Here is an 11,810-nt window from a genome sequence, read left to right on the forward strand (position 1 = left end):
AAAGTTACTTGTAGTTTTAATTTTGGTTTTACCGCTGTTTGCAGAGGCACAACCAAACTATACACCATTGATAAAGCAACAACTTTCGCTGATTGAACAGATGAATGATAATAATGTCACTCATGAAAAGATTATGAAAATTGCTGATGAGCAAGAGAGACTATATTCTGAAGCTTTGGAAAATATCCTTAAAAACAAGAGTGTCTTCATAAATAAAGCTAATGTATATGATTCTGAGATTTATGCACTAGAGAAAATTATTAAATTAAATAAGCGTCTGGGCAATAATTATGCAACTATAAGGGATGAGGTTTTAGTAAAATCATATAAACTCTTAAATGCACAAAACTCAATGATAAGAAATATCATTCGGGCATTGGATAAAAGTAGTTTTGAAGAGTTTCAATCATATATGAATGAAATGTTTGTGAAAAATCAGGCATTTAATGCAGAGATGTCCAGTGTAGATTATGAAGAGATAATGCAAATAAATGATACATCAAGAATTCTTGATGAGGCTAAAAATAATATAAAAGATTTTTATGCTCTGATTGAGATTAATGCAGATACTCTGAAATATTTGTCAATATTTGAGAAAAAGATGTACAGGTTAAATAAATATTCAAAATACAATCTTATCGATCCTGTTCTTTTTATAAATAATACAGCAGTAGCCAAAAGTATAAACTCCATAATAGAACCATACGGATTAAACGTAGTAAAACTGATTTTTATGTTACTTATTTCTGGAATCATTTATCTAATCCGTAAATATCTTTACAAAGAGATAGAAGCATATATCTACAATATAGAGTCTTTGAAAAAATATTCAAAAGATATCTTAAATAGTGTTAGAAAACCACTAGAGCTTATTGTTGTTTTTATAAATATAGAGATTATCATTTTTATTTATAATGATTTTGTAGTGCTAAATACATTTAGTAAATTTTTTAACATCACTTATGTAGTTTTACTTACATTTATTGTTTATAAAGTTATAAATGTAATATCTAGTATAAAAATACATGAAATAAATACGGCAGATAAAAAGGTTAAAAGTGAAGTAATAAATGTTGGTATAAAGATAGTTAACTTTATTATTATGATTATTGGATTGTTAGTAGTTTTACATTTTGCAGGAGCAAATTTAACTACTGTATTATCTGGTCTTGGCATCGGTGGCTTTGCTGTTGCACTTGCTGCTAAGGACTCTTTAGCTAACTTTTTTGGAACACTTTCTATATTACTAAGTGATGTCTTCTCACAAGGCGACTGGATAGTTGCAAGTGGACAGGAAGGTACAGTTGTAGAGATAGGGCTTAGAGTTACAACGCTTAGAACATTCGATAATGCTATTATTGCTATTCCCAACTCTATCTTAGCTAACCAAAATGTTAAAAACTGGAATAAGCGCTCACTAGGTAGAAGAATAAAGATGAATATAGGCGTGAAGTATGACTCAAAGAGTGAAGATCTTAGAAATGCTATAGAAGAGATACGCAATATGCTAGATAAGCATCCAAAAATAGCTACTCTTAACACTAAGTATGATTATTCAAAGCGCAGGAGTGCTAAACTTGTTTCAAAAGATGATGAAATGGGAATTAAAAGAAACCTACTTGTTTATCTTGATGAGTTTTCTGATTCAAGTATCAACATACTTATTTACTGTTTTTCTAAAAGTGTAAATTGGAGAGAATGGTTAGAGACGAAAGAAGATGTGATGTATAAAATCATGGAGATTTTAGAAAAAAATTCACTGGAATTCGCATTCCCTTCTGTGAGTATTTACAAGGAAAATGAGCCTAGCCAGACAAGCTAATCATATTTTCAGTCTTTTGTGATAAAATCGTCACTTTAAAAATAAGAAAAGGTATATAGCCTATGCAACAAACACAAGCAAGAGTGAATATTTACGCACTAATGTCTAGAATCTTACTTCAAGAGTTAGATGCCAAGACACTTAACATGATTAAAGAAGATGAAAATATTTTAGATTTTTTTCCAACTCTAAAAGAGTGGAAGCAATTAAATGAGATCAACGATACTAAACTTTTAGAAGAGTATTTTAACCCGGATTTTGTAAATTTATCTATACTTCACCTTATCCCTTATGAGTCTTTTTATGTTAGAGAAGATCAAATGGTTGAGACAGGTGGAGCTAACCCAGTAACAGATATGTACAGCGCATATAACTTTATGGTTGATTATGAGGCATCTAGAACTGTTTCATCAGACCATATCGGTGTGGAACTTGAATTTATGCATCACTTATGTCTTGCAGAGTTAAAAGCTCTCGAAGATGGTGATATGAATTCTGTAAAAGATATACGAGCAGTGCAATTAGAGTTTTTAAGCAAACATCTACTTCAATGGGCACCTCTGTATCTTATAAATATGAAGTTTGAAGCAAGAACGCCGCTATACTACGATGCAGCAGAGATGGCACTAGAGTTTTTGCTAAGTGACAATGAGTACCTTGTAAAAGAATCAGAATAATTCAATGTCTTTAATATCACTAAATGCCAGCAGATGTGTTCGCTCTCTTGCAAGAGAGAGTGAATGTAACAAGTGTGAAGTTATCTGTCCTACAGATGCTATTGTAGTAGGAAATAATCCTCTACCGGCAATTAACTTTTCATCTTGTGTTGGTTGTGGTGCATGTGATGCAATATGTCCTAGTGAAGCACTCTCTCTTGATTCATTCAAACCTACAGAGTTTTTCTTTGAGTTTGTAGAAGATAAAGAAAATCTTATCTCATGTAAAAAGAATGTTCCTTGTATAGCAGCTCTAAGTGTTGAGCATATTATATCTTTAGCCATTTTGAAAAAAGAGATGGTTTTAGATATGGGACATTGTGATGGCTGTTCCATCGCTCATAAATGTAAGCCTCAAATTTTAAAGAACTATGAAGAAGCGACTTACCTCTTAAGTGCCATGGAGAATGAAGCTGAGATAAGACTTGAAGATGTTTGCTTTCTTAGTGAAGAACCCCAAGAGAGTAATGAAAGTGATAGAAGAGATTTCTTTAACTCTATAACTCTTGGTAATGTTGCAAAAGGTAAACATGCTTTTGAGGCAGAAGTTAAAAAAGCTACAGATGAGTTAGTTGAACACACACTTCAAAAAGAAGATATTGCTTTACTAAAGAAAAAAAGACTGCCAGAGAAACGAAAGCTTTTCTTTACAGCTATTAAAAGAGTAACTAAGCCTTCTTTGTTTCATATTATAGATGCTGAGGAAGTGACTTTTACTTCGCAAAAACTTATGAATGAAGAGAGTTGTACTGCTTGTCAGATGTGTTATAGAGTCTGTCCTACAGGTGCTTTAACCTCAGATATTAAAAACTCTAAGATAGACTTTGATCCATTTCTTTGCATAAAATGTAGCATCTGTCATGATGTTTGCGAACCAGATGCCATAACGCTTAGTCCTTCATACAATGTAAAAGAGTTTTTTGAGCCAAGAGTGCAAAATCTAATCTCTTTTAATGTGAGAAGATGTGATGAGTGTAATGTTATATTTAGTACAAATGCAGATGATAAAATGTGTTATAGATGCAAAGCAGAAGATGAAGAAGCCCGTGAACTTTGGGGTATTACTGATGATATGTAAAGCTTTAGTAAGTGAATATAATAGTAGGAAGATGTAATTATGATGAATAATTCAAATGAAATCTCTCGCCAGACAAGGCTTTTTGGTTATATTGGTGAAAATGCAGGTGTGAGTAGATTTAGTGCAGTGATAAATAAGATGTTTAAAGCAAATGGTGATGATGTGATGATGATTCCAATGAATATCAGAGAAGATGACCTTTACTTTACAGTTGCAAATATGAAAAAATCACATGTTAATGGTGCCGTAATATCTAATGAATATGTTAATGATATTATTGAGATACTCGATGAATCAAGTGATATGGTTAAAAAAACTGGAATGTGTGATATCGTTTTTAAAGAGGGAGAGAAGCTTAGAGGTGCTGTCTTTACGTCGAGAGTACTTACGGAATATTTAAAAGATATACGTGCCTCAAAGATAGCTGTAATCGGTGTAAATCCACATGCCAAAGCTTTTTCTTTTCTATCTTGTGGATTTAATGTAAGTTATTTCAATGAAAACCTTGAAGAGCTTATGAAGTTAACAGAGGAAGTTGAACTTAAAGATGCAGACTTAAACCGTATAGCTTCTAGTATGAGTTTAGATTTTTCTGACTTTGATGCTCTGCTTGATTTCTCAGATTTTAACTCTTTAGAGATGATAGAAAAATTTCCTCTTCTTAGTTTAGATATGAAAAACACAAAAGAGTTTTCAGCTTTAAAAAAAAGAGCTGGTGAGCTAAACTCTAAGTATATCAGTTATGATGATATGATAGATAAACTAACAGCGCAAGCGTATAAATTAATAACTAAAGGATAAGAGAAATGAATGAACATGATTTAAGTGACTTAAGAGCAGAATTTGATAAATTTGTTAGTGATAAGTGTTCCCTAAACCCAGAAGACGGTAAGGAACAAAGTAGAGATGTTGGTGATAAAGAAGATGAAGAACCAGTACCACAGTTTGTAGATGCTTTGACTTCTAGACTTTTAGCACCTGCACACAGTGGCGTGTATCTTTCTCGTTTAGACATCAAAAGAATTGCTGAAGCCATTGATGAGTCTATCCCGATTAAAGAGCGTGTAAAGATGGTAAAAGCACTATTTAGACACACGACAAAAAAAGATTATTTAAAAGATGCATTTGCTGAAATAGATAAGCATATTCATGGACGTATCTTAATATATAAAGAACTTAGCACTGCTTTTCCAGCTTCAAAGAGTGTTTTTGACGCTCATATTGCTAAAGCTGAGAAGACTATGAAAATGTTTAGTACTATTATTGAAGATTTTGAAGAGATTGAACCAACATCTGACCCAATGTTTGTATAAAGATAAAAATAGCAACGCACTTGCCACGTTGCTACGCTCGTCACATACTACGAGTATGCTTCCTCACTAAGCGCCTTGCAATTACATTACTATTTTTATTTTTAGCATGAATACACATCTCGTCACATCTCTCTGGAAAGATGGAATGAGAAAATAAATTACATCATCCCCTGAAGTTGCAACCAACCTTGCCAGATTAGTGAGCTAACAATACCAGCTGCAAAACCTGCAATGATATCATCACCCATAACACCTATACCACCTTTAGCTTCTCTGTCAATTCTACCGATGATAGAAGGTTTGGCAATATCAAAATATCTAAAAAGCGCAAATGATAAAATAGACTGAATTAAGAAACCATTTTCTAGGCTTGTTACTTCACCCATACTGACACTAATAGCTGGAGCTACACTTAGTGCAAACCACATTCCTGCTAGTTCATCTATAACTATGCGTTTGTCATCATGTATGCCACTATTTTCTTCATATTTATTTATAGATTTAATAGCAATAATGCTAATAAGAAGAGATGCTAAAAATAGAGTCCCAGCATCAAAGTATATTAGTATAAGCATTCCAAGAGGTAGGGAAACCAATGTTCCTACAGTTCCAGGAGCTTTTGGAGCTAACCCACTGTAACCTAATGTTATAAAAAACCAGTTCATTTAATTCCTTAATTTTGTTTCACAAAATGAAGGGAACCCTCCATTTATTTTATATCGGTATCGGGAGTAATCCCGCTACCTACGCTAACGCTAAGTTTTGCTCAGCGCAAGGCTCTCGGCACTAGTGCCTCTTGAAATATTTTTCAATTTAGTATTATGTTAAAGATGTTGTTTGGTAGAGTTTCATTAACTCTAGATAGAAATCTTTTTCAGTATGTTCTTCTAATAATAAACCTTCAACCGGCAAGATGTCATAGTATAGTTTTTCCAAATTTTTAAACCTGTTTGGAAAAAGCTTAGATAGTATTTGGGCTGAAATTTCTTTTCTAATAAGAATAGTAGGAGGTAGTAAACCTAATTCTAAAAGTTCTAAAATAGAATCACCGTGATAAGAAATCTGGTGGTGCTGACCGTGAGGACAAGTATTTTTACTTACAAGTGTTGTACATTTATCACAGTAAACATATTCACTTGATACCTTTATCTCTATATCTATCCCTACAACTTTATCTATAATAGATTTGTTTGAATTACAATCATAAAACATACCAAGACCGGCATGGTTTCGTCCAATTGTTAATCTGTCGGTTCCATAATTTTTAGCAACAATCGCATCAATAATTATTTCATTATAACCTGCAAAAATATAACTGCTCTCAAGTGGAACAACAACTACATGATTCTTTGTTAAAAAATTATTTATAAAAAAGTCTAAAGATTCTTTTCTTGTTTCATAGTCTAGATTTGATTCAGTACTGTATTTTAGTAAAAATATTACAAGCAAATCCGTGTTCTCAAGGGCTAGCCGGATTAGTCTTTCGTGAGCACGGTGTAGAGGATTAGCAGCCATAACAAGAGATGTTGAATGCTTGGCATCTATGCGTTTTTTAGCTTCTTCAATAAGTTGTTTGTTCTGATTAGTAGATTTGTTTACAAGTTTATACTCTCCACAAACTGCTAATGGACCAAGTCTGTTCATAGTAGCCAAAACGCCAGGATGGCTTATATCGTCCGTTCCATAAATATGCTTGATTCTTTCACTTGGTTCTATATGAAAAACTTCTTCTACTATTAATGTTGCAAAAGGTTTGTTGTCAAATAGTATAGTTAGTTCTTCACCAATTTCTAGACTCTTTAAAACTTCTATGTTAGTTTTGCCTGAAGGTGCTAGAATGAAAGGAAATGGAAAAGTTTTTCCATCAATTAAACCTGTTTTTAAAACGCTTTGACTCTCTTTAGAGTTCATCAAAGAAGTGGCCGGTGCTAGAAGACCATCTTTTAGTAACTCTAAGGCAGAAGCAGCTTCTGTATCGATTAAAAGAGTTTTATTTTTTCTTGATGATGTCATATTTCTTTCGTTTTTCCCATAGACTTTTACGGCTTATTCCTAGTTTCTTAGATAGTTCAATATCTGGAAACTTGTATTGATAATTAAGGACTATATACTTAACATAATCCTCTATCGGCAGTATGTCACCTTGGTCAAAAATGTTGTTTTCACTTTTTATTTCTAAAACTCTGTATTGTACATCTTCAATCTTGTCTGTACTGGATACAATTGCTTTTTTGTTACTTATAAGAGAGCAAAAAGTTTTTCTATCAGCTTTTTTCAGAGTTTGATAATCTATAATATATAAAATTGAGTCCTGATTTAATGACTCTATTTCACTCATGGCTTTTGGATCACTAAGAGTTATAAAGTGTATTGGTAAATCTTTTTTATATGCATGCTCAAAGGCAAAAGCATCTGAGTACTTTTGAAATGAAGATGAAATAAAAATTGGTAGTTCTATTGTATCATGGTCGTATTCATGCGTTACAGTCGAAAAAGAGTGAGTGAGGTATTTTTTATAAGCCGCATCTCTCTTTTTTAGTTTCTCATAGTCTTGATAATGATCTATCTTTCTTATAAGCTCTTCTATCATAAATGGCTTTAGTATGTAGTCTTTTGCACCTGCACTAAGTGGTTTTGAAACAGTATCATTTGAAATATATGAAACCATTAAGATAATAATCGCACTTTTAAATGTTTCAATAACTGGGTTGAAATCTTGACCATTGATATTTGTAGAAAGTAAAACAACATCGTAATTGTTACTTTTTATAGCATCTTTTGTTGATGTACACATCTCACATATATGACCTAACTCGCCTAACTTTGTAGCAATACTTTGTGCTAAATAAACTTCGTTTTCTATAATTAGTATTTTCAAATTTTTGTCCAATCAAAATATTTTAAATTTGCATTCGCAATAACTCCAACACCTTCACCCCGACCTATAAAGCCAAGTTTTTCAGTTGTTGTAGCCTTTATGTTTACTCGAGAGCTTTCGCAGTTTAAAATCTCTGCGATAGTCTTTCTCATTTGCAATTTGTACTTGCCAATTCTTGGTTGCTCGGCTGCTATCGTTAAATCAACATTCACAATAACAAAACCAAAATTGTATATCTTTTTAACAACTCTTTGAAGTAGAATCTTTGAGTCTATATTTTTAAACTCATCACTACTATCTGGAAATATATCACCTATGTCACCCATACCGCACGCTCCTAAAAGAGCATCAATAAGAGCATGAAGAGCAACATCCCCATCACTATGAGCTTTAAACCCAAAGTTAGAATCTATCTTAACGCCACCTAAATACATATCTTCGTTATCATCAAAAGCATGAACATCGAAGCCTGTACCACTAAGTATGTCATTTGATGGCTGAGATAAACATGAAAGAGTGTTTAAATCTCTTATAAAAGTAATTTTATTAGCCTCACTCTCACCAAGAATAAACTCTCTTGAACCACCATATGCAACAATGGCACTACTTTCGTCTGTAAACTCTATATCAGTATTTAGAGAATCTTTTAATACAGATGTGCGAGAAAGTTGAGGAGTCTGAATCCTTTTTACTTTATCTCTATCTATAGTTTTATTCTCATATACAATAGTATCATTAACTTTTAAATATGGAACTATACAGTCAGCTTTACCTTTTTTAGAGATAATTTTTTTCAAAAACTCTTCGCTTATACAAGATCTTGCTATATCACTAACAAGAACATACTCACTATCAACCTCTTTTAAAGCATTTTTCAAAGAACTTTGTCTAGTGATAGAACCTTCTACAAATGTAAAAGAATCATAACTCTTCATAAACTCAATATCATCACCTGAAGAAGTGATAATAACATTATGAAAGAGTTTAGTTTCTACACACTTACGTGCAACATATTGCCATAAAGGCTCATGACCAATCCTTAACCACTGCTTCTTGACATTGCATTCAAAGCGACTTGAACTACCAGCAGCAAGTAAAATAAGTGTAATGTCAGACAAATATATTCCTGTTTTGAAAAAGTGTTACGAAATTATACACTCTAAAAGCTTTTTTTTCTCTTGTTTTAGTAAATTATAGTGCTATAGTATCTTTGAAATTCTTTTTTATTGAACTACTTAATGCTACTTTAACTTTATTTGATTATATTTCCACATACTATAAATAAGTAAGCAGAGGAAACTTATTGTTAATCGGGCTAAATTTTCACAAGTAAAAACTTGTTCCTTAATTAACAGTTTCCACTATTAGAGGAGAAAACTATGAGAACTTCATGGGTAAACAAACGTGAAAATGATACTGTTAGAACTCAAATGTATTATGCAAAACAAGGTATAATAACTGAAGAGATGGAGTACGTTGCAAAAGTAGAAGACCTGTCTCCTGAGCTTGTAAGAAGTGAAATTGCAAGAGGCAGATTAATCATACCTGCAAATATAAATCATACATCATTAGAGCCGATGGCTATAGGAATTGCATCTAAGTGTAAAATAAATGCTAACATCGGTTCATCTGCAATAGCATCTGATGTTCAAGGTGAGGTAGAGAAGATGCAAGTTTCTCAGCACTACAATGCTGACACTGCAATGGACCTCTCAACTGGTGGAGATTTAGATGAGATTCGTAGAGCTGTAATTGGAGCTTCAAAGATTCCTATTGGAACAGTGCCAATTTATCAAATCCTTCATGATGTCGGTAATAAGATTGAAGATTTAAGTATAGATGTTATGCTTGAAGTTTTAGAGCGTCAAGCGCAACAGGGTGTTTCTTATTTTACTATTCATGCAGGTTTCTTACTCGAGACTATGCCAAAAATTGCAAAAAGAAAGATGGGTATTGTAAGTCGTGGTGGTTCATTAATGGCTGCATGGATGATGCACTACCATAGAGAAAATCCATTTTATACAGCTTATGATGAGATTTTAGATATTTGTGCAAAATATGATGTTTCACTTAGCCTTGGTGATTCACTTCGTCCTGGTTGTTTAGCAGATGCTTCTGATGATGCACAGTTAGGCGAACTTAAAGTTCTAGGTGAGTTAACTCTAAGAGCTTGGGAGAAAAATGTTCAAGTAATGATAGAAGGTCCAGGTCATGTTCCTCTAAATCAAGTTGAGCGTAATATGAAACTTCAGCGTGAGCTTTGTCATGAGGCACCTTTTTACATTTTAGGACCACTAGTTACTGATATCGCTGCAGGGTATGATCATATCTCTTCAGCTATAGGTGCAGCTGTTGGTGGATGGCACGGTGCTAGTATGTTATGTTATGTAACACCTAAGGAGCACTTAGGTCTTCCAAACGCTGATGATGTACGTGAAGGTATCATCGCATACAAAATTGCTGCTCACGCTGCTGATATAGCTCGTGGTCGTAAAGGTGCAAGAGATATAGATGATGCTATGAGTGATGCTAGGTACAGTTTTGACTGGGAAAAACAGTTTGAGTTAGCACTTGATGGTGAGAGAGCTCGTGAGTATCATGATGAGACTCTTCCTCAGGATGTATTTAAAGAAGCAGAATTTTGTTCTATGTGTGGACCTAAGTTTTGTTCTTACAAAATAACTCAGAATATTATGGATAACCCTGAAGCTATTGAGCAAATTTCAAGAGAAAACAAAGAGAGAGAAGCCGCTGAAGCAGCGAAAGCTACAGCTTAAAAAATAAAATTGATATAAACAGGACAAAAATTGTCTTGTTTATGGTAAAGTGTCAAAATAATAAATAAAAAGGAATAAATTAATGACTAATGAAATTGTAAATTCAGCACTATCAAAAGTTATGTATCCTGGTTTTACTAAGGATATTGTAACTTTTGGTTTTGTTAATAGTATAGAAATAAGTGGAAATGATGTAAGTTTTAACGTAGAGATTACTTCAAGTGCTCCAGAAGTAGCACAACAAATTATTGATGATGCAACTACAGAGCTTAAAGCTGTTGGTGCTTCAAATGTTAAGTGTAACATTAACGCTCCAAAAATGCCTGAAGCTCCTAAACCAAAAAGCAAAAATATTGCTCCGCAAGTTAAAAACTTTTTAATGGTTAGTTCTGGTAAAGGTGGAGTTGGCAAATCAACTACATCTGTAAATATTGCTATAGCTCTTGCAGCACAAGGTAAAAAAGTGGGTCTATTAGATGCTGATATCTATGGTCCTAATATCCCTCGTATGATGGGTGTATCAGATGTTAAGCCGGAAGTAAACGGAAATAAAGTTCTTCCAATTAAAGCTTATGGTATTGAGATGATGTCTATGGGCTCACTTATGGAAGAGGGGCAGTCACTTATGTGGCGTGGTGCTATGATTATGAAAGCTATTGAGCAGTTCTTAAGAGATATTCTTTGGAGTGAGCTAGATGTTTTAGTTATTGATATGCCTCCAGGAACTGGTGACGCTCAGCTTACTTTAGCTCAGAGTGTTCCGGTAACAGTAGGTCTTACTGTAACTACTCCTCAAGCGGTTTCTATTGATGACTCTCGTCGTTCATTGGATATGTTTAGAAAACTAAATATTCCAATTGCAGGTATTGTTGAAAATATGAGTGGATTTATTGCACCCGATACTGGTGTTGAGTATGATATTTTTGGTAAAGGAACTTCTGGTCCAATGGCTAAAGAGTTTGATACTAAGATTATTGCTGAGATTCCAATTGAGCCGAGTATCAGAACTGGTGGAGATGAAGGTAAGCCAATTACTTTTGTTAACCCAACTTCTGAAAGTGCAAAAAGATATATGGCTGCGGCTGAGTCTATCTGGGCTACTATTGAAGCAGTTAATGCAGCTGGTGGGGCTTCTAACGAGTCAGTTCAACCAACAACACCTCCAGGAGTATCAGCTTGTTCTGTATAGAATAAGTTGATACTTCGCAAAATTAAAATAGCAGCGC

General features: G+C 33.6%; 11 protein-coding genes. 7 read left to right on the plus strand and 4 right to left on the minus strand.

From position 1 onward, the window contains the following. The first annotated feature begins 22 nt into the window (after nt 1–22). The 5 genes from ACLHDE_RS03560 to ACLHDE_RS03580 all read left to right on the plus strand — a co-directional run bounded on the left by ACLHDE_RS03560 (nt 23) and on the right by ACLHDE_RS03580 (nt 4,929). Entirely contained in the window at nt 23–1,822 is a 1,800-nt protein-coding gene (locus ACLHDE_RS03560) for a mechanosensitive ion channel family protein (protein WP_415397838.1), read from the plus strand. A 62-nt stretch (nt 1,823–1,884) separates the two neighbouring features. After that, nucleotides 1,885–2,499 carry a TorD/DmsD family molecular chaperone gene (locus ACLHDE_RS03565; protein ID WP_415397839.1) on the plus strand — a complete coding sequence of 205 codons (615 nt, stop codon included), beginning with the start codon at nt 1,885–1,887 and terminating at the stop codon, nt 2,497–2,499. A gap of 4 nt (nt 2,500–2,503) precedes the next feature. Further along, nucleotides 2,504–3,616: a 4Fe-4S binding protein gene (locus ACLHDE_RS03570; protein ID WP_415397840.1), complete on the plus strand. Its 1,113-nt coding sequence runs from the start codon at nt 2,504–2,506 to the stop codon at nt 3,614–3,616. Nucleotides 3,617–3,655: 39 nt separating this feature from the next. Next, entirely contained in the window at nt 3,656–4,417 is a 762-nt protein-coding gene (locus ACLHDE_RS03575; protein WP_415397841.1) for a hypothetical protein, read from the plus strand. Between the two features lie 5 nt (nt 4,418–4,422). Then, nucleotides 4,423–4,929 carry a hypothetical protein gene (locus ACLHDE_RS03580; RefSeq protein ID WP_415397842.1) on the plus strand — a complete coding sequence of 169 codons (507 nt, stop codon included), beginning with the start codon at nt 4,423–4,425 and terminating at the stop codon, nt 4,927–4,929. A gap of 158 nt (nt 4,930–5,087) precedes the next feature. On the opposite strand, the gene ACLHDE_RS03585 is transcribed toward ACLHDE_RS03580, so the two are convergent. From ACLHDE_RS03585 to ACLHDE_RS03600, 4 genes are all read right to left on the minus strand, one after another. Then, the gene (locus tag ACLHDE_RS03585; RefSeq protein WP_415397843.1) at nt 5,088–5,594 is read right to left on the minus strand and encodes a phosphatidylglycerophosphatase A; all 507 of its coding nucleotides are present in this window, start codon (nt 5,592–5,594) and stop codon (nt 5,088–5,090) included. 154 nt (nt 5,595–5,748) lie between these two features. After that, nucleotides 5,749–6,942 carry a sulfate adenylyltransferase gene (locus ACLHDE_RS03590; protein ID WP_415397844.1) on the minus strand — a complete coding sequence of 398 codons (1,194 nt, stop codon included), beginning with the start codon at nt 6,940–6,942 and terminating at the stop codon, nt 5,749–5,751. Beyond that, a complete protein-coding gene (locus ACLHDE_RS03595) occupies nt 6,920–7,807 on the minus strand; it encodes a response regulator (protein ID WP_415397845.1) in 888 nt (295 codons plus the stop codon). The genes ACLHDE_RS03590 and ACLHDE_RS03595 overlap by 23 nt, the downstream gene beginning before the upstream one ends. After that, the gene (locus ACLHDE_RS03600; RefSeq protein WP_415397846.1) at nt 7,804–8,925 is read right to left on the minus strand and encodes a bifunctional 2-C-methyl-D-erythritol 4-phosphate cytidylyltransferase/2-C-methyl-D-erythritol 2,4-cyclodiphosphate synthase; all 1,122 of its coding nucleotides are present in this window, start codon (nt 8,923–8,925) and stop codon (nt 7,804–7,806) included. Before ACLHDE_RS03600 ends, ACLHDE_RS03595 begins: the two co-directional genes overlap by 4 nt. Before the next feature lie 261 nt (nt 8,926–9,186). Between ACLHDE_RS03600 and thiC the strand changes: the two genes are divergently transcribed. Together thiC and ACLHDE_RS03610 are read left to right on the plus strand one after the other, a co-directional pair. Beyond that, on the plus strand, nt 9,187–10,584 hold the full coding sequence (thiC, locus tag ACLHDE_RS03605) for a phosphomethylpyrimidine synthase ThiC (protein WP_415397847.1): 1,398 nt from the start codon (nt 9,187–9,189) through the stop codon (nt 10,582–10,584). Nucleotides 10,585–10,666: 82 nt separating this feature from the next. After that, complete coding sequence (locus tag ACLHDE_RS03610; protein WP_415397848.1) at nt 10,667–11,773, plus strand: P-loop NTPase; 1,107 nt, start codon at nt 10,667–10,669, stop codon at nt 11,771–11,773. Nucleotides 11,774–11,810 lie beyond the last annotated feature (37 nt).

Origin of the sequence: Sulfurimonas iocasae (assembly GCF_047716755.1) — a bacterium.
In the GTDB taxonomy this organism is placed as follows: Bacteria; Campylobacterota; Campylobacteria; order Campylobacterales; family Sulfurimonadaceae; genus Sulfurimonas.

Coding starts and splice junctions, on each gene's coding strand:
- ACLHDE_RS03575 (WP_415397841.1), top strand. CDS start 3,656: ATGATGAATAATTCAAATGAAATCTCTCGCCAGACAAGGCTTTTTGGT.
- ACLHDE_RS03585 (WP_415397843.1), bottom strand. CDS start 5,594: ATGAACTGGTTTTTTATAACATTAGGTTACAGTGGGTTAGCTCCAAAA.
- ACLHDE_RS03570 (WP_415397840.1), top strand. CDS start 2,504: ATGTCTTTAATATCACTAAATGCCAGCAGATGTGTTCGCTCTCTTGCA.
- ACLHDE_RS03580 (WP_415397842.1), top strand. CDS start 4,423: ATGAATGAACATGATTTAAGTGACTTAAGAGCAGAATTTGATAAATTT.
- ACLHDE_RS03590 (WP_415397844.1), bottom strand. CDS start 6,942: ATGACATCATCAAGAAAAAATAAAACTCTTTTAATCGATACAGAAGCT.
- ACLHDE_RS03610 (WP_415397848.1), top strand. CDS start 10,667: ATGACTAATGAAATTGTAAATTCAGCACTATCAAAAGTTATGTATCCT.
- thiC (WP_415397847.1), top strand. CDS start 9,187: ATGAGAACTTCATGGGTAAACAAACGTGAAAATGATACTGTTAGAACT.
- ACLHDE_RS03565 (WP_415397839.1), top strand. CDS start 1,885: ATGCAACAAACACAAGCAAGAGTGAATATTTACGCACTAATGTCTAGA.